General features: G+C 53.9%; 22 protein-coding genes. 13 read left to right on the top strand and 9 right to left on the bottom strand.

Annotation, left to right across the window (positions count from 1 at the left end; translation table 11 throughout):
- Positions 1-17: 17 nt before the first annotated feature.
- The 7 genes from BEN30_RS04110 to BEN30_RS04140 all read right to left on the bottom strand — a co-directional run bounded on the left by BEN30_RS04110 (position 18) and on the right by BEN30_RS04140 (position 5,740).
- Positions 18-722 carry a flagellar motor protein MotB gene (locus BEN30_RS04110; RefSeq protein WP_069957072.1) on the bottom strand — a complete coding sequence of 235 codons (705 nt, stop codon included), beginning with the start codon at positions 720-722 and terminating at the stop codon, positions 18-20.
- A 14-nt stretch (positions 723-736) separates the two neighbouring features.
- Positions 737-1,540, bottom strand: a complete 804-nt coding sequence (locus tag BEN30_RS04115; protein ID WP_084004992.1) for a protein phosphatase CheZ — start codon at positions 1,538-1,540, stop codon at positions 737-739.
- A 20-nt stretch (positions 1,541-1,560) separates the two neighbouring features.
- Entirely contained in the window at positions 1,561-1,953 is a 393-nt protein-coding gene (locus BEN30_RS04120) for a response regulator (protein ID WP_069957073.1), read from the bottom strand.
- 299 nt (positions 1,954-2,252) lie between these two features.
- The gene (locus BEN30_RS04125; RefSeq protein WP_139134834.1) at positions 2,253-3,125 is read right to left on the bottom strand and encodes a MotE family protein; all 873 of its coding nucleotides are present in this window, start codon (positions 3,123-3,125) and stop codon (positions 2,253-2,255) included.
- Positions 3,126-3,168: 43 nt separating this feature from the next.
- Positions 3,169-3,960 (bottom strand): DUF6468 domain-containing protein, encoded by a 792-nt coding sequence (locus BEN30_RS04130; protein ID WP_069957074.1) that lies wholly within the window; start codon positions 3,958-3,960, stop codon positions 3,169-3,171.
- Positions 3,961-4,005: 45 nt separating this feature from the next.
- Positions 4,006-5,163: a flagellar motor switch protein FliM gene (fliM, locus tag BEN30_RS04135; protein ID WP_069957075.1), complete on the bottom strand. Its 1,158-nt coding sequence runs from the start codon at positions 5,161-5,163 to the stop codon at positions 4,006-4,008.
- Between the two features lie 25 nt (positions 5,164-5,188).
- Positions 5,189-5,740: a flagellar basal body-associated FliL family protein gene (locus tag BEN30_RS04140; RefSeq protein WP_069957098.1), complete on the bottom strand. Its 552-nt coding sequence runs from the start codon at positions 5,738-5,740 to the stop codon at positions 5,189-5,191.
- Positions 5,741-6,226: 486 nt separating this feature from the next.
- Between BEN30_RS04140 and flgF the strand changes: the two genes are divergently transcribed.
- The 4 genes from flgF to flgH all read left to right on the top strand — a co-directional run bounded on the left by flgF (position 6,227) and on the right by flgH (position 9,637).
- On the top strand, positions 6,227-6,970 hold the full coding sequence (flgF, locus tag BEN30_RS04145) for a flagellar basal-body rod protein FlgF (RefSeq protein ID WP_069957076.1): 744 nt from the start codon (positions 6,227-6,229) through the stop codon (positions 6,968-6,970).
- Positions 6,971-7,050: 80 nt separating this feature from the next.
- Positions 7,051-7,836 (top strand): flagellar basal-body rod protein FlgG, encoded by a 786-nt coding sequence (gene flgG, locus BEN30_RS04150; RefSeq protein ID WP_069957077.1) that lies wholly within the window; start codon positions 7,051-7,053, stop codon positions 7,834-7,836.
- A 10-nt stretch (positions 7,837-7,846) separates the two neighbouring features.
- On the top strand, positions 7,847-8,860 hold the full coding sequence (gene flgA, locus BEN30_RS04155) for a flagellar basal body P-ring formation chaperone FlgA (RefSeq protein ID WP_069957078.1): 1,014 nt from the start codon (positions 7,847-7,849) through the stop codon (positions 8,858-8,860).
- A gap of 15 nt (positions 8,861-8,875) precedes the next feature.
- On the top strand, positions 8,876-9,637 hold the full coding sequence (gene flgH / locus BEN30_RS04160) for a flagellar basal body L-ring protein FlgH (protein ID WP_069957079.1): 762 nt from the start codon (positions 8,876-8,878) through the stop codon (positions 9,635-9,637).
- Between the two features lie 171 nt (positions 9,638-9,808).
- Here flgH and dksA read toward each other — a convergent pair whose 3' ends face one another.
- Positions 9,809-10,225: an RNA polymerase-binding protein DksA gene (dksA, locus tag BEN30_RS04165; protein ID WP_069957080.1), complete on the bottom strand. Its 417-nt coding sequence runs from the start codon at positions 10,223-10,225 to the stop codon at positions 9,809-9,811.
- 209 nt (positions 10,226-10,434) lie between these two features.
- Positions 10,435-10,881 carry a flagellar assembly protein FliX gene (locus BEN30_RS04170; protein ID WP_069957081.1) on the bottom strand — a complete coding sequence of 149 codons (447 nt, stop codon included), beginning with the start codon at positions 10,879-10,881 and terminating at the stop codon, positions 10,435-10,437.
- A 469-nt stretch (positions 10,882-11,350) separates the two neighbouring features.
- Here BEN30_RS04170 and BEN30_RS04175 point away from each other — a divergent pair, with 469 nt between their 5' ends.
- From BEN30_RS04175 to BEN30_RS04215, 9 genes are all read left to right on the top strand, one after another.
- Positions 11,351-12,415, top strand: coding sequence for an extracellular solute-binding protein (locus BEN30_RS04175; RefSeq protein WP_069957082.1), 1,065 nt, complete (start codon positions 11,351-11,353; stop codon positions 12,413-12,415).
- A gap of 74 nt (positions 12,416-12,489) precedes the next feature.
- A complete protein-coding gene (locus tag BEN30_RS04180; protein WP_069957083.1) occupies positions 12,490-14,250 on the top strand; it encodes an ABC transporter permease in 1,761 nt (586 codons plus the stop codon).
- Entirely contained in the window at positions 14,247-15,341 is a 1,095-nt protein-coding gene (locus BEN30_RS04185; RefSeq protein WP_069957084.1) for an ABC transporter ATP-binding protein, read from the top strand. Before BEN30_RS04180 ends, BEN30_RS04185 begins: the two co-directional genes overlap by 4 nt.
- 223 nt (positions 15,342-15,564) lie before the next feature.
- Positions 15,565-17,142 (top strand): flagellar hook-basal body complex protein, encoded by a 1,578-nt coding sequence (locus tag BEN30_RS04190; RefSeq protein ID WP_084004996.1) that lies wholly within the window; start codon positions 15,565-15,567, stop codon positions 17,140-17,142.
- Positions 17,143-17,462: 320 nt separating this feature from the next.
- Positions 17,463-18,587 carry a flagellar basal body P-ring protein FlgI gene (locus tag BEN30_RS04195; protein WP_245648982.1) on the top strand — a complete coding sequence of 375 codons (1,125 nt, stop codon included), beginning with the start codon at positions 17,463-17,465 and terminating at the stop codon, positions 18,585-18,587.
- A complete protein-coding gene (locus BEN30_RS04200; RefSeq protein WP_069957086.1) occupies positions 18,587-18,901 on the top strand; it encodes a rod-binding protein in 315 nt (104 codons plus the stop codon). The genes BEN30_RS04195 and BEN30_RS04200 overlap by 1 nt, the downstream gene beginning before the upstream one ends.
- A gap of 1 nt (position 18,902) precedes the next feature.
- Positions 18,903-19,352 (top strand): hypothetical protein, encoded by a 450-nt coding sequence (locus BEN30_RS04205; RefSeq protein ID WP_069957087.1) that lies wholly within the window; start codon positions 18,903-18,905, stop codon positions 19,350-19,352.
- Positions 19,353-19,396: 44 nt separating this feature from the next.
- Positions 19,397-21,640, top strand: coding sequence for a flagellar hook-associated protein FlgK (gene flgK, locus BEN30_RS04210; RefSeq protein ID WP_084004998.1), 2,244 nt, complete (start codon positions 19,397-19,399; stop codon positions 21,638-21,640).
- Positions 21,641-21,665: 25 nt separating this feature from the next.
- Positions 21,666-23,127 (top strand): hypothetical protein (locus BEN30_RS04215; protein ID WP_139134835.1); only part of this gene is annotated, 1,462 nt, incomplete at its 3' end.

The following is a 23,127-nucleotide window of genomic DNA, read 5'->3' on the forward strand; positions in this document are numbered from 1 at the left end:
TAGGAGCGCATCAAGCGTTATTGAGCGCGTTTTAACCGATCCTCCTCAGAAAATTTCAATTTGGTCTTCTCAACGTCGCGGGTGTAAAACCAGATCATCACTTCACCGACATGTCCGGGACGGATTCCAACCGCGATACTGTCGGGCGGAATGCCGCGGGCGTTCATTTCTTCGGCAAAGGCCCCGGCGCGGCGGACCTCCAACGTTTCTTCTGTGGCCATGGTTTTGCCATCTGACGCCGTCGGTGCGCCGATGACAAATTCCAAATCATAGCGCAGGCCCGCCGGACGGTTGGACAGCGCCGCCACGGTGCGATCCAGCAGCGGGAACATCGCCGAGCGAATGCCCGCTTCGTCTTTAAAAAACAAGCTGTCGGATTTCATCACCAAACGCATCTGACGTCCGGGCTGAACCGTTTCAACCTTATCGACCCCCAACGCGGTTGAAAAAATACCCGTAACCTGTTGTTGGAATTCCTGGCCCGCCAAGACGTCTCCGTCCTTTGAAATAAACGTTTGCAAATCAGCAGAGGGCGGCACGATAGAGGTGAACGCACTGGAGAGGCTATCCATCACTTTTTTTGACTTGGTATCTTCAACCTTGGAAATTGTGACCAGCAAAATGAAGAAGGCGAGCACCACCAAGTACAGCCCAAGAAACAAGGCGACGGTGTTCGATTCCCCATCAGGAATCTTTCTGATCTCATCGTTCGCAGTGCCCATGGCGGACAATGACCCTAGTCAAAACTAGCCAAAAGATCATCAATCTCAGCCTGGCTTTTGGCCTTAGCGCCTAGCTGAGGACCCTCAAGAAGGTCAGCGTCAGTGAGTGTCGTTTTTGCCTCAGATTTTGGCTTGGTGGTTTTGTTTTTAACCTTGGGGGCAATCAATTCATCGCCCAGCGCCAACACCAATGCATCAATGCGGTCTTCGATGTTTTTCAACGCCGTAACCACCTTCCCGATACGCTGGCCCGTGATGTCTTGAAACGTGCAGGCTTCGTAAATGCTGGTGGTGGCGTCCATCAGTTTCGCGCCGACCTCATCCGTGACATCGCCCATCACCCCTTCGACCAGTTCGCAGCTGTCCATAATCGTGTTTGTGGCCGTTGCGGTGGCTTCGATGATCGCGTCCAGTTCATCGGTGGCGCTGAGTAAAAATTCATCTTTGACATCATGGGGGGAAATGGCTGCAATTTCGCGTTTTGCCGCATCAATATATGCCGCGAGACGTTCCAACTCGTCATAAACGTCCGCGATCTCTGCCGACCTGCGCCCCGAGGCTATGGAGACAAAAGAGCTTTTGGTTTTGCATTTTGCAGGGCGAACGCCTGCAAGAGATTGGGCCGTCGGGGTTTTCTTGGTTTTACCCGTTCCCGCTGCTTTACCGGATGCCTTTAGTGCTTTCAATTTAACATTGGCACGCTTTACATCAGCCTTTGCACCAGCCTTAACGTCCGCCTTAGCACTCGTTTTGGTGCTGGCTTTGCGTGTGGCCTTTGGCTTTTCAGCCGTGGCCGTTTTCGACTTGCGTCCGGCCATGACGGGCTCCTTACACGTCCTCAGAAGTCACCAAGCACGCTGACCATTTTAGATTTCAAGGTGGCTGCATTGAACGGCTTCACAATGTAGTTGGAAACCCCAGCCTCTTTCGCCGTAATGACGTTTTCGGACTTGGATTCAGCGGTCACCATAATAAACGGGATATGCTTGAGCTTATCGTCTGCACGCACATGACGCAGCAATTCGATGCCGGTCATAGGCTCCATGTTCCAATCGGAAATGATCAAACCAAACTTACCGCCTGAATCTTTAAGAATTTCAAGCGCTTGCGTCCCATCTGTCGCTTCTTCAACATTTTCAAAGCCAAGTTGGCGAAGAAGATTCCTGATAATCCTAAGCATGGTCTTGTAATCATCCACGATCAGAACATTCATGTTCATGTCGACAGCCATGTGAACACTCCATTTTCCGGCCGGCTATGGCCTCAAACCCGTGAGCCGCACCTTGTTGTGCACTCAGTTAATAACATAAATGGCAAACCGTTAGTTTACCGTTACCAAATAAAACATCAAACTGGCAAATACCCCATACACGTAAGCAGCACGTGGCAAAACTAAATACTGACACACAACCGACGCACCCACAAAGGGCCCGAAGGGAAAGAACGACGTGCTGCAATATACTTAGGTAAAGGAGTCGCGCCCAGTTCGCAACCTTTTAGAATATGCCCCCAGCGTTTTTCACAACCTTTTCACCCCCCTACAGCCCCCGGTTCGGGTAACTTGCGCAAGGCATTCAGCTCAACCGTCACTTCGCGAGCCCGAACGGGATTCATTTTTGCCATGATCGGGGCGAGAGAACGCTCTTTCATCCGTTCCGCCACTTGAAGCAAAACGTCCATTTCCAGATCTTCAAAAATCAGCGCCGCATCCTTAGGCTTCATGCTTTCGTAAATTTTCACCAAACTCATCAATTTAGCATCTTGCTGGTCATCATACGTCTTAATGAGGCTCTCAATCGTCGCCTGCAAGGCCTTGAAATCAGATATTTTTTGGTCAATTCTCGATTCCGCAGCCGCCAAAAGGGCTTCACGGGTTTCCAACTCACGGCCACGCGAATCAATCTCGACGCGCCGTTCAGCCAACTTTTGCAACAAATCGATTTCCGATTGGGTCAACAAGGTCGGATCATCCGCCAGCATCCTTGCGGCGACGGCGGCACGATCTTCTTCGCTCATCCCTCCGCCACTGCCGCCACTGGTTCCACCACCCGTGTCCGCATCCCCCCCATCATTGACCTGCAATTCAGATGGAACCGCTCCTGGCGCTGGTACAGAAGCGCCTGTCGGCGGTGTTTGAGCGGCGGTTTGCGCAATCGCTTCGGTGCTGCTGACCGAAACCGTGCCATTGAAAAAGCTGTCGAAACCATCCCAAATATCGCCCACACGGACCGTCAGGGTCAGCGTGCAAAAAAAGATCACCATCGGCAACAGGCGAATTTTCACCACCACCCGGCGCAAAAAGCTGGGTTCTTTGCGGGGCTGATCGTCGAAATCGAAATCAGGAACGCCCTGGTCTTCCGAATGCGCCGGGCGCCGAATGGGGTTTATTTTACCGATGCTCATCGCTTTTTGTGCCATATCCGTGGTTTAACATTTCACGCCAACATCATTTCATCGAACTGAGCGCTTTAAGCAACTCACGTGCCGCGTCTGTATCGCCGATGGAACCAGGTTCGTCGGCGAGCAAACGATCACCCAACAATTTATCGTTGGGCTTTAAGCCACCCAAGCCTCCACCCAAGCGCTGGGTCGGGGAACCGGAAGGGCCCTGAGACTGGGGTTGATCCGAAAGAGGTCCTGGGTGCCCACCGCTAACGCGCGGCTTTGAAACAGATGGATCGACAGCGTTTTCAGGCCTGGACGGTTTGTTTTTAGATGCAAACATATTGCCACCGGCCCGTTGAGAGGGGGATTTTTCCGGAGTTCTGGTCGGCATTCTGTCGGCGTTCCTCTCGGAACGACCATTTGTCCGCCCCCCGCCTTGGGGGGCAGAGGCGGCGCGAATGGCCTGTTCAATCAAACGGCCGTCACCTTCGATTTCATCATCCATATCCCGATCGTTACCCTGCATCCGGTCTTGACCAAAGGTCTTGGCCGGGCGCCCCGCGGAGACCATCTGGTCTGCGGCGCGTGATCCGCGCTCCACCAAATAGGCAAGATCGTCGCGCAACACTTCGGCCTTATCCACTTCGGCTTGCAAAGCATCGCTTGACCCCTTGAGTTCGCGGATGCTGTCGTGGGCCTTGTCGGTGGCTTCGGCAAAGATCTTGGCAAGTTCTTGAAGTTCGTTTTTGTCGTTACGCAATTGAGCCAAACGCTGGTTCAGACGCACCGCATAGATGATCGTCAGCACCAACAACAGCGCGATGATAACGTTAAGTATGAACGCAATTTGCACGTTTACCTCACGAGCGCTTTCACGCCTTCCCTCTTTGGGTTTTCATCAGTCAATTTTCGGTTTTTCATAACGACCATCAATGCGAATGGCGATTTGATCGCCTCTTCGCCCCATACGCCCAAGATACATGGGAACATCACCGCATAATAGCATGACTTGCGATTGCGGGGTTGCCCCAAGATCGATGTGCGAACCTTTTTTCATATCAAAGACATCGCCCAAGCGCATGGTTTGGGTATCGAGAACCGCTTCCAGTTCAACCTCGGTCATCCACAGCTCTTCGGCCAAGTGAGTTTCCCAGATGCTGTCACGGCCAAACTTTTCACCCATGAACATTTGCAGCAGCAACTCGCGAACCGGCTCCAAGGTCGCATAAGGCAGCATCAGCTCCATCTGCCCACCACGATCTTCCATGTCAATGCGCAGGCGCGCCACGATGGCGGCGTTGGAAGGCCTTGAAATCGTTGCAAAACGAGGGTTTGTTTCCAGGCGATCAAAACGGAACGTAACCGGCGACAGCGGCTCAAACGCCCCCGACAGATCAGACAAAACCACATGCACCATGCGTTCAACCAAGGATCGTTCAATGGTGGTGTAAGGACGGCCTTCGATACGCATCGCCGCCGTACCGCGGCGTCCGCCCAGCAAAACGTCAACGATGGAATAAATCAGCGAAGAGTCCACCGTCAAAAGACCGTAGTTGTCCCATTCCTCGGCTTTAAACACTGACAACATGGCCGGCAATGGAATGGAGTTCAGGTAGTCGCCAAACCGAATTGAGGTGATGTTGTCGAGCGATACTTCGACGTTGTCGGAGGTGAAGTTTCGCAACGACGTCGACATCAGACGCACCAGACGGTCAAAAACGACTTCCAACATCGGCAAGCGTTCATAAGACACCAAGGCCGAATTGAGGATGGCCTGAATGCCCGATTTTTGATCGCCGTCGTCCTGCTCATCGTCAAAACCGAGCAGACTATCAATTTCATCTTGGTTGAGAACGCGGGTGGATTCACGTGGCGCGGCACCGCCACCGCCGCCACCGCCGCCGCCATCTCCGGAATCCAGCATGGCAGCCCATTCGGCGGCGAGATCGTCCCCATCGTCACCACCACCGCCGCCATCGGCATCATCTCCGCCCATGGAGGCAGCCCAGGCATCAGCCATGGCATCTTGGTCAACGTCGTCACCGGGCGCAGTCATGATCTCTGCCTAACCTTTACCCGTCCTATTGGACAAGCATTTCCTTAAACAATACGTCGTTGACCTTGGCGGGAGCCACGGCCACGCTAACACGTTTCAATAATTCTTCTCGCAACCGATACATACCGGCCGAACCTTTTAAGTCTTCAACCCTGAGCTCACGCAGGTAGATTTGAAAGTTATCAATGATGCGCGGCATCATTTGTTCAACGACGGCAATATCACTGGGACTTTCCAATTCCAAGCTGACGCGAATTTTCAAATAAACCGACTTTCGCCCACCCGTATTGATGTTCACCAACATCTCTTCTAAATCGTAGAAGACCGCATCTCCGGAGATCACCTTGGCCTGGTCCCCCTCTGGGGCATGAGCCGCATTTTCTCCGCCGGACAGCATATCGATAACCGGCTGCAAAAGACCGGTGAAATAGGCCGCGGCGGCACCACCCAATATCAGTACCAGCACAGCGGCCACGACGATCAACAAGCGTTTCCGGCCGGAGCCACCATCTCCGCCTTCCTCTTCGCCTTCGGCACCGTCGTCGTCTAGATCTTCTTCTGGCTCTTCGTCGGCCATGCCGTCTCCGCGTCTTGCGTTCACTCGTTCAATCAGGGCTTCCATGCAGGCGCGTTACACGCACATGAAGCTCCCACCTGCGCCCCAGCCCGCACCTGGGCAGAGCCTTAAGATACCTCAGCTCATCACAATACGGTGCGGATGGTTAACAAGGGGTTGATCTCTTCAACAAAACCAAGGGGTTCCCCCCCATGTGCTCAAGGCCCTTAAGCGCCCCGGTTCCATATTTTGGTGCGAATCCGGATCTCAACCGTCCTTTAGCCATCCTACGCCCACCGACACAAAAACGGCAAGTTCTGCCGGGCATGGCCTGCCGACACACCCTTTCTACCCCCGAAACTCGCCCCTAAAACACCACGCAACGCATTGTTATTGAACAATTTTATGTTTTGGCACAGTCCCTGCATACAGTTATGGCAAAGGCAGCGCTGCTCACGCAGTGACATAAAGCCAAACGGAACACGATCAGAACCAAAGGCAAGACAGATGGAAACTACATCATATATTGCGTTGTCACGCCAAGGTGCATTACGCCGGGAATTGAGCACCATCGCCAACAACTTGGCCAATATGAACACCACCAGCTACAAAACGGAGCGGGTGATGTTCGTTGACCACTTGGAGCGCTCCAAATCGGGTGACTTTATCGCCGACCAAAAACTGGCCTTCACCCGGGACGTCGCTTCGTATCGGGACTTAAACGCGGGCCCCATCGAGCAAACCAGCAACCCCCTCGACGTCGCCATCCATGGCAAGGGCTATTTTGTCGTCCAAGACCAAACCGGGGCCCAGCAATACACCCGCAACGGCAGCTTCCGCCTCGACAACTCCGGTCAATTGGTTACGCAGTCAGGCTTGCCCGTTTTGACCGACGCAGGGACACCGCTCTTTTTTGCCCCCGAAGACAACAACATCACCGTGACCGGTGACGGAACCATATCCACGCAGAACGGCCCAGTCGGCAAACTGCAAGTTGTCGTCTTTGACAATGGCCAAGACCTTGTCCCCAATGGCAACGGTCTCTACACCACGACGGCAACACCACAACCTGCGGCAAATCCTGAGGTGGTCCAGAACGCCCTGGAAAAATCCAACGTCGAAGGTGTTATGGAAATGACCCGCATGATCGAGGTGAGCCGTCAATACAAAGGGGTACAAACCCTGATGGAAAAAGAAGACGAGCGCATTCGCAAGGCCATCAACGAACTGGCCAAATTCGGCTCCAACTAATTCATCGTTGAGGCCCCCAAACACAATCCGGGCCTCCGATACACAAGCTTAAAACGCCAAAGAGCGAAAGGACGGGAACCATGAGATCGTTAAGCATTGCAGCAACAGGTATGCTGGCACAACAGCGCAACGTCGAAGTTGTATCGAACAACCTCGCCAACATGAATACCACCGGCTTTATGCGACGTCGCACAGAGTTTCACGACCTTCTATATCAAAACTTGCGTCGTGTCGGCTCCACGTCTTCGGATGCGGGCGATATCGTTCCGTCCGGCGTACAGATTGGTTTGGGCGTGAAGCTTGCGGCCGTTTACCGCATCCACGAACAGGGCAACTTGAACCCCACTGACAACGCCTTCGACTTGGCGGTCCAAGGACGTGGATTTTTTCAGGTTCAGATGCCCAACGGCGACACGGGCTACACCCGCGACGGCACCTTCCAGCTGAATGCGGACGGCGCCATCGTGACCCACGACGGTTATCCGGTGCTACCCAACATTACGGTTCCCAACAACGCCGTAGACGTTGCCATCAACACGTCGGGCGAAGTGCTGGTGAAACTGGATGGTCAGGTGGCCTATTCCAACGTCGGTCAAATCCAGACTGCGATTTTCGCCAACGATGCGGGGCTCGAATCTATTGGTTCTAACCTGTATCTGGAAACCCCGGCTTCAGGCAACGCCACCACGGCCGCCCCTGGAACCACCGGTTATGGCACCATTTTGCAAGGTTTCCTGGAAACCTCCAACGTTAATGCTGTGGAAGAAATTTCCAATTTGATCTCAGCCCAGCGCGCCTACGAAATGAACTCCAAGGTCATCCAGACCTCGGACGACATGATGGGCACCTTGACGTCGCTGAGGTAAGGAGGACGTTATGAAACACATCAGTTTGGTCTTAGGTTTTGTGGTTATGTTCGGCGCGCCAGCGATGGCCGCCAGCATCACTGGCCAAACCACAGACACCTCTCAGAAAATAGAGGACATGACAGCGGTGGACGGCCCCGACTTAAATATCGTCGCGCTCAACGACCACATCGTGGTCCAAGACGGCGTTATTCGCCTAGGCGAAGCCTTTCAAGGCAGCGGTAAGTACGCTGACCGCGTCATCGCTTATGCCCCGCGGCCGGGATCGCGCGCCGTATTCGACGCACGGTGGCTGAAACAAATTGCCGTCGCGTTTAAATTAAATTGGCGTCCCAGGTCGACGGCAGAACGTCTTGTCGTGGAACGCGAAAGCCAGGTGATCAGCAAATCCGAAGTTGAAGACATCTTGTTTGAGCGTCTGGTGGCCGAAGGCGGTGATGCCTCATCGCGCGCTGTGCTCTCCAACCGTTCGTTCCGCCTTCACCTCCCGGTCGGTGAAGACTACCTGTTGGGCGTGGACCAAATCAGTTTTGAGCCTTCTAACGGACGGTTCAGCGCCGTGCTCGCGTGGGGCACGGGCAAAGATGAACGTCTGCGTGTCACAGGTCGGCTGGAACACATGACCGAAGTGCCCGTCTTGGCCAAACGCATGATGGGCGGCGACGTCATTCAACAAGCTGACTTAAAATGGATCGACATGCCCCAAGCGCGTCTGGCGCGCAACGCTATTACGGATGCCAGTCACTTGATCGGCATGGCGGCAAAGCGCTCCATTTCCGCCGGCAAAGCCGTAACAGAAGGTGACATCCGCCGTCCCAAGGCCATTTCCAAGGGCGACAGCGTGACCCTGATTTTGTCGACACCGACGATGCGCCTCACCACCAAAGGCAGCGCTCTTGAATCGGGCGCCGAAGGCGACACCGTTCGCATCACCAACAGTCAAACCCGCACCGTAGTTGAAGGCATTATCACCGGACCTGGACAGGTTCGTGTCGATCCGGCCGTCAACATGGCGATGCGCTAGAATAGGAGAGAGACCATGAAACGGACCATCTCCACTCTCAAGGGCGTTATGCTTATCACCTTCCTGGTTGGTGCCTTAAGTGGATGCAACACAATATCACGGCTGTCGGAAATCGGTGAAGGCCCAAAGCTGTCGGAGATCACCAACCCGACCGTCATGCCCAACTATCGCCCCGTCAGCATGCCCATGCCGACTCCCGTGGTAGAGCAGGACAACCCCAACTCCTTATGGCGTCCCGGTGCACGGGCCTTCTTTAAGGATAACCGCGCCAAAGAAGTGGGCGACATCCTGACCGTAAGCCTGGATCTTTCCGATAGCGCGGTGATGGCAAACAAGACCGAACGCACCCGCGCGGACAGTGAAAGCGCCAACGTCACGAATCTGTTGGGGTTTGAAACCAAGCTGGCAAAAAACAATCTGCCCAGAGACTTCAGCCCTACGGCTGCTGGTAACTTCGGCAATGACCATTCGACCTCTGGCGATGGCACGATTGACCGCAAAGAAACCATCAGCCTCACCTTCGCTGCGGTGGTCACACAGATACTGCCCAATGGCGCCTTGGTCATCTTGGGCCGTCAAGAACTGATGGTGAATTCTGAAATGCGTGAGTTGGAACTGACAGGCGTCGTTCGCCCAGGCGACATCGATGCCGACAATTCCGTCCCTCACACCCGTATTGCCGAGATGCGCGTCGCTTATGGCGGTCGCGGCACGCTTAGCAATCTCCAGCAGCCTCGCTGGGGAACTCAGCTCTGGGATACGTTGTTCCCGTTCTGAGATTTGATCGTTCCCGTTCGGCAGTGGCGGTTCGCCGCCCCTGCCACCCAACTTCAGGCCGGTGCTTTTGCACCGGCCTTTTTTTTGCACCGAATTCTAGAACGTAAATAAAAAAAAGGCCGGAGCGAAGCTCCGGCCTTTAATCATTTAACCGCCAACCAAACCCAATCGTCAGTCGTCGCGGTGAGTTTTTTCCATACGTTCATGACGTTCCTGCGCGTCAATGGACAGCGTCGCGATGGGACGGGCTTCCAAACGCGGGATGGAGATCGGTTCGTGAGTATCTTCACAAAAGCCGTAAGACCCATCGGCAATCCGTTCCAACGCTTCGTCGATCTTGGCGATCAGCTTGCGCGCGCGGTCGCGAGTGCGCAATTCCAAAGCACGGTCCGTTTCGATGGAGGCGCGATCCGCTATGTCGGGTTCTAAAATCCCGCCTTCTTGCAGATGCTCCAATGTGTCGTTCGATTCCCGCAACAACTCATTCTTCCAATCCAGAAGTTTCTGGCGGAAATACGCAAGCATCAGCGGGTTCATAAAGTCCTCTTTAGCAGAGGGCTTATAATCGGGAGGAAGAGTGACGTTCATATGCTACCTATGTCCCCCAGTGGTGGATTTCGCGCGGAATATATGAAAGCAGTCGCCACTAAGCAAGAGGCGTTTCACCAGGTTGTGGATAAAATCGCGTTTTAAGGGCTGGGGAAAGTCCTGAACGGACCGGAAAAAGATCAAGAATTCCGCTAAAATCGGGCCTCACAGTCGTCTAGACACGTCTTTGCGAAGCGATCAACGGATGATCAACTGGTGCGCGCATACTTGGCGATTTCAACTTCGGCGCGCAGTTCAATGGCGTCCAAGATGGCGTTTAGCTTCGGATCTTGAACTTTGGCGCGACTCGTACGGATCCGTTTGGCCAGTTCCATAAGGTTTTGTTTGGGGATGGCACCGCGCAAAAGTGCGTCTTGCAAAGCCGTCAAACGATCCAGCAAATCTTCGCCGTACAACTGGGCCTGCCGCTTTGACCGTCCATCGGTTCCATCGCCCACTTCCTGCATAGCCAACAGCGCATCCACGCCGCTGACGGCAAAGTTATCGGAGACCGTTGGTTCCGCTTGGCTCGTTCCCGACGTGTCGGAAGCGCCGCGCAACTGATCGGCAAACGCAGACGAACCCGACCCCGAAACGCCTTTTTTGCGTTTCGACGCGTCAACGCCTTTGCCTTGGTTTACGTTTCCGACCTTCATGGCGTGAGCTTACTTTGTCCTTGCCGAGACTCAAAAGAATAAAAACATCATAGAGCATGAACCTACACGGTTAAATATCCGTTGATACACACCTTTTTTCATCTGAGCCAAATCCGCAAATGAAAACCGTCACACGAGAACTTGCCAATTCCGCAACGGAATGCTGCCGGGCAAACCGTTCTCACAGAGGAACGCCCCCTCTTCAGACCCGTATGGCTTCCCCAGAGCGGTCATAAGAACCAACAAAAACAATATGTTCTGTTCAATCGACATACGGCGCCATTCTGACCGTATAAAGATTCCTTATTGGTGTTGATAATGGTTATCAATTGAGGTATGTTTTGGATCATGCGCTGATAATAATTATCAATATCAAATCATTCCAAAGGTAAATTTAATTTTTTCAAAGGATTACACTCCGTTTCCTCTTCGATCTCCCGAAAGCTAACAAACAACAGGAATATCTCCCATGTTTCAGTCTGTCTCAACCAACCGCAAACCGATCTTATTATTGTCGCTGTTGAGCATCGCAACAGCCTTACCTTTGCTATTATCGCCAGCATTGGGTCATGCTGAAGACAACGTTTTGAACGTCTATTCTTACCGCCAGGCATTTTTGATCGAACCGCTGCTCAAGGCCTATGAAGTCAAAACCGGCACCAAAGTCCAGGCTGTGTTTGCCAACAAAGGTTTGCTGCAACGCTTACAAGCAGAAGGACAAAACAGTCCGGCCGATGTGGTGCTGACGGCAGACGTCAACCAAATCGCCGAATTTCAAGACGAAAACCTTTTGCAATCGATCACCAGTCCAACCTTGATGACGAATATCCCGCCCCAGTATCGCGACCCCGGCAATATGTGGACCGGTCTGACCATGCGCGCCCGCGCCATTTACGCCCACAAGGAACGCGTAAAACCGGGCGAAGTGACAACTTACGAAGACTTAGCCAAACCGCATATGAAGGGCCGGGTGTGCACCCGTTCGGGCAAGCACCCCTATAACGTCTCATTGCTGGCGTCCATGATCGCGGCCAAAGGCGAAGCCGCCGCCCAAGCGTGGGCCGAAGGCGTCAAATCCAATTTGGCCCGCCGCCCCCAAGGCAATGACCGCGCCCAAGTCAAAGCCATCAAAGAAGGCGAATGCGACGTATCGCTGGGCAACAGCTACTACTTCGGCAAAATGCTAACCAACGACAAAAAGCCTGAAGAAAAAGAATGGGCCGCCAGCGTCAACATCATCTTCCCCAATCAAGATGACCGTGGCACCCACGTCAACGTATCGGCCGCCGCCATCACCAAAAGTGCGCCGCATTATGACGAAGCGGTTAAATTCCTGGAGTTTCTGTCATCTGATGAGGCCCAGGCCATGTATGCCGCCGCCGACTTTGAATACCCGCTGAAAGACGGCGTGGCCGTTGACCCGCTGGTGGCCTCCTGGGGGACGTTCAAAGCCGATGATCGCAACTTGTCGGACATCGTTGCGCAACATGGCAATGCCTCAAAAATGATGGACACCGTGGGTTTCGACCATTAAACCCAATCAACCCCGTGAAATCTCCGTCGGTCAGAATTTCACGGGGTTGAACTCCCTATCACATCGGACTTTTGATGACGCGCACCCTCCAGCATCCAGAACCGCCCCTCTACACGGCGAATGAACCAAAAGGCTTTAAAACCTTAAAGTTTGATGTGTGGGCTTTTGGCACAGTGGTGATCGCGGCATTGATCGCGATGCCGATTTTTTGGGTGGTGGGGCTGGCGCTCAATTCATCTGGCGACATCTGGGCCCATTTGGTCGACACCGTGTTGGCGCGCTTGGCGCTGACCACGGTTTTGCTGATGGCCGGCGTTGGCTTTGGCACTTTTGTTCTTGGCACCGGCACGGCCTGGCTGGTCACCATGTGCCGGTTTCCCGGAAAACGTATTTTTGAATGGGCCATGCTGATTCCCATGGCGGTTCCCGCTTATGTGATTGCTTACGTCTATACCGACTTGTTGGAATATTCCGGCCCCGTTCAGGGCTTGATCCGTGAAACCTTTGGTTTTACCAACGGTTCGCAGTATTGGTTTTTTGAAATTCGATCCCTCGGCGGGGCCATCACCATGATGACTTTGGTGTTGTATCCTTACGTCTATTTGCTGGCGCGGGCGGCTTTTTTAGAACAAAGCATCTGTGTCCTGGAAGCCAGTCGCACGCTGGGCAAAGGCCCGTGGGAAAGTTTTTTCAAAGTCGCACTCCCTCTCGCCCGCCCATCAATCGCGGTGGGCGTAAGTTTGGTTATGATGGAAACCCTAAACGATTTTGGCACGGTCGATTTTTTTGCCGTCGCCACCTTTACGGCGGGCATTTTTGATGTGTGGCTGAACATGAACAGTCCGTCAGGTGCTGCTCAATTGGCGTGCATGATGTTGTTGTTCGTGATCGTGTTGATCGCGCTGGAACGCTACGGCCGACGCAAACAAAAATTCCACAACACAACCACCCACAATCGTGCATTACCCGGTTTTAAATTATCCGCCCCCTGGGCAGCGCTGGCGTTTTTGGCCTGTGCCGTGCCGGTCGCGTTGGGCTTTGGCGTCCCGGCGTGGGTGTTGGGCTCTTATGCGCTGAACTTTTATGAAGAAACCCTGGCCGCCGATTTTTGGACATTTACCTTCAACTCCTTGCTGTTGGCGGGCCTAGCGGCGGCAATCACCATCGTGTTGGGCGTGTTCTTGGCCTACAGCCTGCGTTTGGGCCAAGTGCGCTGGATCAACGGGGTGACGCGCTTTGCAGCGCTCGGCTACGCGGTGCCCGGTGCCGTTTTGGCAATTGGTATTTTGATGTATCTGGGTTGGCTGGACAACACCATCGACGGTTGGGCGCGCGGACACATAGGCATCTCGACGGGGCTGATTTTTTCCGGCACTGTGATCGCTGTGACCTTTGGTTATGTGGTGCGATTTTTGTCGCTGTCGTTTGGCTCTGTCGAATCAGGACTGGCCAAAATCACCGCCAACATGGATGGTGCAGCCCGCACTTTGGGCGCAGGGCCGATGTCGACGCTGAAACGCATTCACTTGCCCATGCTGAAAGGTTCGATTATGACGGCGGCATTGTTGGTGTTTGTCGATTGCATGAAAGAACTGCCCATGACCGTGGTCTTGCGCCCGTTCAATTTTGAAACCCTTGCGACGTTTGTGCACCAGTACGCTTCTGACGAACTGCTGCCCGAGGCCGCATTGGCGGCCTTGGCGATTGTCGCTGCGGGGATTATTCCCGTGGTGTTACTGTCCATCACGATCGCCCATGCCCGCGCAGGACACACCCAACACGTAGACGCCGCCCCACAGCACATCCCCACCCCGGTTCAGGAGGTCAGCCCGTGACCACCGGATTGATGATGGAACGCATACGCCACGCTTTTGGCGCGACAGAAGTGTTGAAAGACGTATCGATCGTCGCTGAGGCCGGAAAATTGACGTGTCTTCTAGGCCCCAGTGGGTGTGGCAAGACCACCTTGCTGCGCTTGGCGGCGGGCTTGGAAAAAGTCCAGGACGGACAGATTTATCTGCAAGGGCGTATGGTTGGCGACGGTAAAACCGGGCTGTGCCTAGCGCCGGAAAAACGCGGCATCGGCTTGATGTTTCAAGATTACGCTTTATTTCCACACCTCAACGTCTATGAAAATATCGCCTTTGGCATCAGAAACCTAACCCCTGAACGTCGGACGTGGATCGACGCTGGCTTGGAACGCATGGGCGTAGCCAAACATCGCAACAGCTATCCCCATGTTTTGTCCGGGGGCCAGCAACAACGTGTTGCGTTGCTGCGCGCCTTGGCACCCGAACCTGAAATTTTGCTGTTGGACGAACCGTTTTCCGGCCTTGATGTCACCCGCCGCGCGCAAGTGCGCGAAGACACGCTGAACTTTTTAAAAGAATGCGGCGTGGCGGTTCTGATGGTCACCCACGACCCTGAAGAAGCCATGTTTATGGCCGATCACATTGTGGTGATGAAGAGCGGTAAAGTGGTTCAAGCGGGCACCCCTGTGCAAACCTACTTCCACCCGGTCAGCGCCTTTGTCGCAGAACTGTTCGGGGCGATGAATCATTTTGAAGGTGTGGTCGAAAAAGGCCAATTGGAAACGCCTTTTGGCGCGTTTCCGATCCCATCGATCCCCGATGGCGAACCCGCCCAAGTGCTGGTCCGTATGGAAGGTATCAACGTGTCATTGGACGCACATCACACGGTGCCAAGCACGTGCCGCACCACCACGGGTCACGTTGTGGACACCTATCTTTTGGGCCGTTCCAGCCACCTGCATATCCGCGTGCCTCGCACCCCGGGCCAAGGTCTGAGCGACGACAACGAGATCATTTTGCACGTGCGCGTCCCCGGAGTGATGAAGCCCGAACCCGGTGCCACGGTAACGGTTTGGGCTGACCCGAAACAAGTGTTTGCCTTCGCCCTTTCTTAACGAACGACGACGGCCCAACTCGGCAATTTTTGCTCAAAACCTCTCCCCTCCCGCCCTGGTGCGGCAAGGCTTGCCGAGCCCAGCCCTCAAACGTCATAATTTTTTCATACATTTCAACACACTAGAGACACGAGGCTTCTGGCATCCTTCTTGCTATGTTTACGACAGATTTAAAGCCGCGACACATCCGTCGCAGGCAAATGCGTAAACGCGGAGAAGCCCGATGGCCCTCTATGGTGGATTTTCCTCATCCGTACTTGGGATGATGAGTCAAGCTCACGCACTGCATAACATTGGCACAAACGTGGCCAATGTGAACACGGGCGGCTATAAGCGAACAGACACGAACTTCACGACCGTGCTCAGCAGATCGCTACAACACCTTTCTGACATCGGCGGCGTACGCCCAACCGACACCTCCACCATCACCCAACAAGGTGTCGTCGTCGGCAGCACATCGCAAACCGATGTGGCCATCAGCGGCAGAGGCTTTTTTGTGCTCAACTCAAAACAAGATGGCACCGGGATTTCTCTTTTTACCCGAGATGGCAGCTTCGAGATCGACACGGTAAACGACATCTCCGTTTCAGGTATCGGCGGCACAACGGTGACCACAAAAGACGGCTATCTCACCGATAAAAATGGCTATTTTGTTCAAGGTTGGCCGTATACCAACGGCACTGTGACCACCTCCGGCACACCGTCAAGTCTGCGTGTGGATCAGTTCACCTTCCTCGATCAATTCGAAGCCACCACCAGCGGCATCCTAAATTTGAATTTACCCGCATCCGACACCCTCAACCACATCAATCAATACGATATTTCGTTGGTCGACAGCGCCGGAGCGACACAAACGGCAAAGCTGAATTTTTCCAAAACGGGGACCAATGCCTGGCAGGTGACAACCACCACATCGCAGAGCCCAGTCGCTCAAGTCGACACCATCACCTTGGCGGGACCAACCATTGAAGCCGGCGACATCTATAGCGTTACCATCAATGGGAAAACGACCACCTACACCACCAATGGTGCAGAAGGCAGCATAGATTCTGTTCGCGACGCTTTAATCAACCAGATGAACACCGATCCTCAGTTCAACACCACGGCCACCGCGGCGGCAGGGGCAACGGGTGAAATCACCATCACTGCCGTAACGGCAGGAACCGTTTTGACGACCTCTGTCAACGCGACAAATGGCGGCGTGACGGCAGACAACACCGCCGGGGTACTCACCACCACAGCCAATGTACCGAACACACAAACGACTGCAGCTACGGCCATTACGTTTAACGCATTGGGCAAGGTTACGGCTCCGGCCACCCTGCCTTTGACACTTTCGTTTGCAGGCGGTAGCACATCGGCAATAACGTTGGATATTTCCAACATGACCCAATTTTACGGCGATTTTCTGCCTGTGAGCTATTCGCGTGACGGTTTTGCGTCGGCCAGCATGGAATCCTTCACCTTCGACCAATCCGGCAACGTGGTCGGTAACTTTGACGACGGCACCTTCCGTAATGTGTACAAGCTTTCCCTCGGTGTTTTTGCCAATGCCGATGGCTTAGAGGCCCGAAACGGCAACGTCTATGCCATAAGTCCAGAATCCGGCGATGTGACGTATGTCTCTGCGGGTGTAGATGGATACGCCACCTTCACCCCCAATGCGCTGGAGTTGTCGAACGTCGACATCGCGGAAGAGTTCACCAAGATGATGACGACGCAGACCGCCTACAATGCGGCCTCAAAAGTCTTCAACACCGCTGATGAAATGCTCATGGTCGCACGTGATCTGAAGCGCTAATCCCCATCTCCAATTCGCCTTTTTGACTTCACCCGGCAGTTTTTTCCCCCACACGGCAGCCTCTGCCCTGCGGGGGCTTTGCATTTGCCATTTCGACAACATAAAACACAATAATATCAATGTATTAGATACATCTATTATGTGGCACGATATTCGCATTGATATACCCAAAGCAGCGACAACGCTGCATTGAGAACAGTAACCCACCAAAGGGTTTCAGTACGGGAAATAGAACGATGAACCGCGCAATTGCTTTCAGAACCCTGGCCGAGACGCCCTTAAATGGCCTCAAAATGCCAATCACCGCGCAAACGCGCGTGATGTTTTGGCAAGCACTGAGTGCAGGACTTGCCAGCTTATTCATTTTGATTTTGTTGGCATGGGCATCCCCGGCGAATGCATCATCACGCATCAAAGACATTGTCGATTTTGAAGGTGTGCGCGACAACATGCTGGTCGGCTACGGACTGGTCGTCGGCCTGAATGGCACAGGTGATTCCATCAAAACCGGCCACTTCACCAAGCAGAGCCTGCAAGCCATGCTCAATCGCTTAGGCGTAAAGCCGACCGACGCGGGTCTGGATTCCAAAAACGTTGCCGCCGTCATGGTCACCGCAGCGCTTCCGGCTTTTTCATCCAAAGGATCGCGGGTTGATGTCACCGTCAGCGCCCTGGGCGATTCAAAAAGTCTTTTGGGCGGTACCTTGTTGGTGACTCCTTTGATGGGCGCAGACGGCGAAGTGTACGCCGTATCCCAAGGTCAAGTGGCGGTCGGCGGGTTCACCACTGGCGGCGCAGCAGAAACCGTAACCAAGGGCGTTCCGACATCCGCACGCATCGCCAACGGGGCCATCGTCGAACGTGAAATCGCCTTTGACATGGACACCATGAAAAACGTCAAGCTGAGCTTGCGCAATCCCGATTTCACCACGGCACGGCGCATTGCCGAAGCCATCAACGCCTTCTTGGGCACCACCGCATCGCAACCCACCGATCCCAGCACCGTGCAAATCCAAGTCCCCTTGGCTTATTCAGGACAAGTGGTCAATTTGATGACGGACATCGAACAGCTGCGCATTGAGCCGGATCAAATCGCCCGCATCATCATCGACGAACAGTCCGGTGTGATTGTGATGGGTGAAAATGTCCGCCTCTCAACGGTGGCGATCGCCCAAGGCAACTTAACCATTCGCATCACCGAAACACCGCAAGTTTCGCAGCCCGGTCCGTTTTCGCAAACCGGCACCACCACAACGGTTAACCGCACCAACGTGCAGGTCGATCAGGGTGGCGACAAACAATTGGCCGTCGTTCAAAACGGCGTGTCGCTCCAAGAATTCGTCAACAGCCTAAACGCGCTGGGCATCGGCCCGCGCGACATGATCACCATCTTGCAGGCGGTCAAAGCGGCCGGTGCCCTGCAAGCTGAAATCGAGGTGATGTAATGGCCAGCGCACTGCAAATGGACGTTCACACCGCAATGGAACAGAGCCGTGCTCTGCCCACCATGCCCAAGACGACCGACCTCAACAAAATGCGTGAAAAAGCACAAGAGTTCGAAGCCGTGTTTTTATCGCAAATGCTGAAGCCGGTCTTTGAATCCATTGATACCGACGGCCCCTTTGGCGGCGGTCAGGCAGAAGGCATGTGGCGTTCGCTGATGGTCGACGAATACGGCAAGTCCATGGCGAAAGCCGGTGGCATCGGCCTTGCCGATTCCGTAATGTCGGAAATGCTCAGATTACAGGAGGCACAGTAATATGGACGCCAGCAAACGCATTGAAGACCTGTTGTTCATCGCCAGCAAACTTGCCGACTTGCTGGAAGAAGAAAACGCGGCCCTGCAAAACAATCGATTTGATGTCGTTCAGAAATTGCTGGAAAGCAAAACCGCGCTCAGTCGCGCTTATGAGATTCGTGTCTTCGGCATGAAGAATGAAGAAGATCGCAGCCTCTACGACGACGATGATCTCATCGCCATCGAACAGTTGCGCAGCGTCGGAAATCGTGTTGCCGAGTTGATCGTCGAAAACGAGCGCATGCTCAGAATCGGCCTAGAAGTCAGTCGCCGTTTCATGGAATGCGTGGCTGATTCTGTAAAGCAAGTGAAACCGGGAACCGGCGCCTATACATCCAATGGCATCATCGGCGCAACAGGTTCCGCATCAAAACAACAGGCCCCATCCCTCGCATTGGACGAAGTGCTCTAACGTAAAAATGCGTGTAGCGAGACACAGCCAGAAAGGAAGTTCTCATGTCCGGTAGCCTAACCCAAGCACTGTATACGGCACAAAGCGGCCTACTCGCAAACCAAAGTGCCTTGGATGCCGTTGCGCAAAACGTCGCTAACGTCAACACCGCCAACTATTCACGTAAAATCGTGCATTTGGAACAGCGCGTCGTTGCCGGAACCGGCGCAGGCGTGCAAATTTCCCAAGTCACCCGTGCCGTTGATGAAGGGCTCTTGAAAAGCCTGCGTAAAGAGATCAGCTCATTCAATCAATACGACGCACAGCAAAGCTATTTTTCACGCTTGCAAGATGTGTTTGGCGCGCCTGGGGACAACACCTCGATCTCCCACGTGATGACCGAGTTAGGTCAAGCTATGGAAGCCTTGGCGGTGACACCGGATCAAACGTTGGAACAAAGCGAATTTGTCCGCCAAGCCCAGGACGTGATGCTCAAGCTCGAACAGATGAGCTCTACGACTCAAGAATTGCGCCTCCAAGCCGACACCGATATTGCGCAGGTCGCTGGCCTGATCAATTCTCTCTCCAGCGACTTGGTGAGCCTGAACAACAAGATCATTCAAAATGGGACAACCGGGGCGGATGTCACCGATTTGCGCGATCAACGCGATGCCAAATTGGACGAATTGGCGGGTTACATCGATATCTCATACTTCTATCGGGGCGATGGTGATGTCGTGGTGTTCACCACCGCTGGACGGACCTTGGTTGACAACTCACCCGTCGCAACAGCCCACAATGCCGCCAGTTCGGTCACATCCACCACCACCCATGCGGAAGGCGATTTTAGTCCCATTTACGTCGGCCCACAAATTGCCGACAACGATATCACTTCGGAAGTGCGCGACGGCAAGCTTAAGGGGTTGATCGATTTACGAGACAACACCTTGACCGACTTGCAAAGTCAAATTGATGAATTGGCTGCCGAGTTGCGCGACGTGATGAATTTGGTGCACAACCAAACAGCGCCGTATCCCGGTTCTTCCACCATGAGCGGAACCCGCGCCTTTTTGAATGTGGGAACAGCAGCAGTGGCACCAGCGGCTGGTGAGCAGACCATCACATTCGCCAACAATTCCGACACCCGCATAACGTTGTTTGATGCCTCTGGAAATCAATTCAACACCACGACCGTGCAAGCGATTATGGCCTCGGCAAGCTATGGGTCAGGTGCAGCCGCGGCGAACGGTCCGTGGAACATTGCTGAAGTCGCATCGGCGATGCAGGACTGGTTGCAGGCCAGTGGCACACCCAGCGCCACCGTCGCCATCAACTCAACCACAAAAAAATTGGAAATCGACCTCAACTCGACAACCTATTACATGGCCATGCGTGACGAGGTCAACACTGCGGGAACCATTCCTGCCCCGGTCGGCAGCACAGCCAGTAATGCCACCATTCAATTTGATGCGAACGGCGACACGGTGATTGATGAAACCGTAAGCGGGTTTTCCAATTTCTTCGGTCTCAACGATTTGTTTGTCGATGATAACGCCGACAACATTTGGGAAACAGAAGTGATGGCCAACTCGTTCAGCGCCTCGGCAGCCACGCTCACCGTTTATGACGGCACGACGTCGACCAACATTGCCATTGCCGCTGGCGATAGCTTGGCCAACATTGCCACGAAAATCAACGCAGCGACGGCGGCGGGTGTTACAGCAGCCATCGTTCCTGACGGGTCCGGCAGCAGGTTACGTTTGTCCAGCAACGATGGCGGCAATTTCACCATCACTCAAGCTGCAGCCGACACGTTACTGACAGACACAGCCATGCACAGCGCTGACGTTCGGGTCAGCACCCAACTGCACGTACGTAATGATATTATTTCCACCCCCAGTTTGGTGTCTACCGGTGCGGTTTCGTGGGATTCGACAAAAGGTGTGGTGGGAGAGTACTATCGCAGTAAGGGCGATAACAGCGTCATCGAATCCATGTCTAAGGTTTTTGCCGCAGCCAACGCGTTTGACTCAGCAGGCGCCCTTGGGTCTTCGTCTCTAACGTTTACGGCCCGCGCGACAAGCATCGTGTCCTACAATGCAACAATTGCCGACGCCAACGACAGTCAACAAGCCTATCAAGAAAGTTTGACGCTCAGCTTGCAGTCCAAGTCCGACAACTTCCGAGGCGTCAACTTGGACGAAGAAATGTCAAATTTGATGTTGTTCGAACAAGCTTATTCGGCGGCGGCCCGAATTGCTTCCGTCATCCAAAATATGTTCGATTCACTCGAACGCATATTCCAGTAATTCGTGTGGAAGGGAGTAACTGATTATGTCAGATCGCATTGCAAATCTCGCCACAAGTAACTTACTGGTGAGCTACCTCAACAAAACACAACGAAGCCTCAACAATCTTCAGTATCAGGTGACAACGCAAAACGTGTCCGCCGATTACAAAGGTATTTCCAAAAGTTCGCAGTACCTGCTGAGCCTGGAAGCCGCCCGTGACAACATTTCGGGGTACATGAAGCACAATGAAACCATGAACCTGCGTTTAAATATCGTCAAATCGACGCTTGAAGGCATGTTAACAAACGTGACGGACTTAAAGTCACAGCTCACGTCTTACAAAAGCTCGACCTCCAAAAGCCAGCTCAGTACCGACAACATCCAACAATTGGCCTTCAACGCTATGCTGTCCATGCAAGCTTATATCAACACCTCTGTTGGCGGACGATTTGTGTTTTCCGGTGGTCGCGTCGATACGGTTCCCATGGATTTGGGGCTCACTAATCTGGCTGATTTTCAGGAAAAATATAACGGCGCTTCTGTAACTTATCCCACCACCCGCACGGCCAGCACGGAAAACTTCACGCTCGACAGAGATTCCTCTGGTCAAACCAACTGGCTGACGTTTTTGGAAGATGGAGATGGCAATACCGCGACCGCTGGCGTCAGCACCATTACGGCATCGACAGCACAATTTGCAAACGTTACCGTGGGCTCCACCATCAACGTCACCGGAACGGGCAGCAACGACGGCACCTATACGGTTAACGCTGTGACCAATGGCGGCACCACCATCGAAATCGGCACTCGGATGCTCACCAATGAGGCCAACAATGCCGCCGCCATTCTCACCAAGCCGGGCAACAACGTCGCGCAAGCCGACAAAGTGACCATGGCGGGTGGCATCGGCACGGGCGATATTTTCAGTGTTTCGATCAACGGCATCACGTTGAGCGCAACGGCTGGCGCCACAGATACGCTCACCACGCTTCGTGACAATATTCTCGGCCAAATCAACGCCCATGCCACACTCGCCCCCCTGGTCACGGCAACGGCAAACGGCAGCGGGGCGATCGACTTGGTTTCAGACGTGGCGGGTGTGCCATACACGGTGTCGGCCGCAGCCACAGACGTGGCGGCCTCAGGTGCCGCCAACACCGTTACCGTCTCCAACATCACGGACAACATTACCCAGCCCGGATCAACCCTTACGGCAGCGGACTTTACAGATCTTACATTTGATCGCGCTAACAACCGCATTACGGTGGGTGCTGCCAGCCTCGGCTCAGATGCGCTGTCATCGCTGACGGTTGGATCAAAATTTACAGTTTCCGGTACGGCTCAGAACGACGGGACGTATACGGTTGCCGCACTTGACGCCTCTGGCAACTACGTCGATATCGTGCCAACAAAGTTAACGGATGAAGGCAACGCAGCCAATCCAACCTTAAACGTCACAGTCGCCCAAACCTTTACCGTCAACACGGGTGACGACACCATCTCGG

It is taken from the genome of Magnetovibrio blakemorei (genome assembly GCF_001746755.1).
GTDB classification, from domain to species: Bacteria; Pseudomonadota; Alphaproteobacteria; order Rhodospirillales; family Magnetovibrionaceae; genus Magnetovibrio; species Magnetovibrio blakemorei.

Coding starts and splice junctions, on each gene's coding strand:
- BEN30_RS04110 (WP_069957072.1), bottom strand. CDS start 722: ATGGGCACTGCGAACGATGAGATCAGAAAGATTCCTGATGGGGAATCG.
- BEN30_RS04115 (WP_084004992.1), bottom strand. CDS start 1,540: ATGGCCGGACGCAAGTCGAAAACGGCCACGGCTGAAAAGCCAAAGGCC.
- BEN30_RS04120 (WP_069957073.1), bottom strand. CDS start 1,953: ATGGCTGTCGACATGAACATGAATGTTCTGATCGTGGATGATTACAAG.
- BEN30_RS04125 (WP_139134834.1), bottom strand. CDS start 3,125: ATGAGCATCGGTAAAATAAACCCCATTCGGCGCCCGGCGCATTCGGAA.
- fliM (WP_069957075.1), bottom strand. CDS start 5,163: ATGACTGCGCCCGGTGACGACGTTGACCAAGATGCCATGGCTGATGCC.
- BEN30_RS04140 (WP_069957098.1), bottom strand. CDS start 5,740: ATGGCCGACGAAGAGCCAGAAGAAGATCTAGACGACGACGGTGCCGAA.
- flgF (WP_069957076.1), top strand. CDS start 6,227: ATGGAAACTACATCATATATTGCGTTGTCACGCCAAGGTGCATTACGC.
- flgG (WP_069957077.1), top strand. CDS start 7,051: ATGAGATCGTTAAGCATTGCAGCAACAGGTATGCTGGCACAACAGCGC.
- flgA (WP_069957078.1), top strand. CDS start 7,847: ATGAAACACATCAGTTTGGTCTTAGGTTTTGTGGTTATGTTCGGCGCG.
- flgH (WP_069957079.1), top strand. CDS start 8,876: ATGAAACGGACCATCTCCACTCTCAAGGGCGTTATGCTTATCACCTTC.
- dksA (WP_069957080.1), bottom strand. CDS start 10,225: ATGAACGTCACTCTTCCTCCCGATTATAAGCCCTCTGCTAAAGAGGAC.
- BEN30_RS04170 (WP_069957081.1), bottom strand. CDS start 10,881: ATGAAGGTCGGAAACGTAAACCAAGGCAAAGGCGTTGACGCGTCGAAA.
- BEN30_RS04175 (WP_069957082.1), top strand. CDS start 11,351: ATGTTTCAGTCTGTCTCAACCAACCGCAAACCGATCTTATTATTGTCG.
- BEN30_RS04180 (WP_069957083.1), top strand. CDS start 12,490: ATGACGCGCACCCTCCAGCATCCAGAACCGCCCCTCTACACGGCGAAT.
- BEN30_RS04190 (WP_084004996.1), top strand. CDS start 15,565: ATGGCCCTCTATGGTGGATTTTCCTCATCCGTACTTGGGATGATGAGT.
- BEN30_RS04195 (WP_245648982.1), top strand. CDS start 17,463: ATGTTTTGGCAAGCACTGAGTGCAGGACTTGCCAGCTTATTCATTTTG.
- BEN30_RS04200 (WP_069957086.1), top strand. CDS start 18,587: ATGGCCAGCGCACTGCAAATGGACGTTCACACCGCAATGGAACAGAGC.
- BEN30_RS04205 (WP_069957087.1), top strand. CDS start 18,903: ATGGACGCCAGCAAACGCATTGAAGACCTGTTGTTCATCGCCAGCAAA.
- flgK (WP_084004998.1), top strand. CDS start 19,397: ATGTCCGGTAGCCTAACCCAAGCACTGTATACGGCACAAAGCGGCCTA.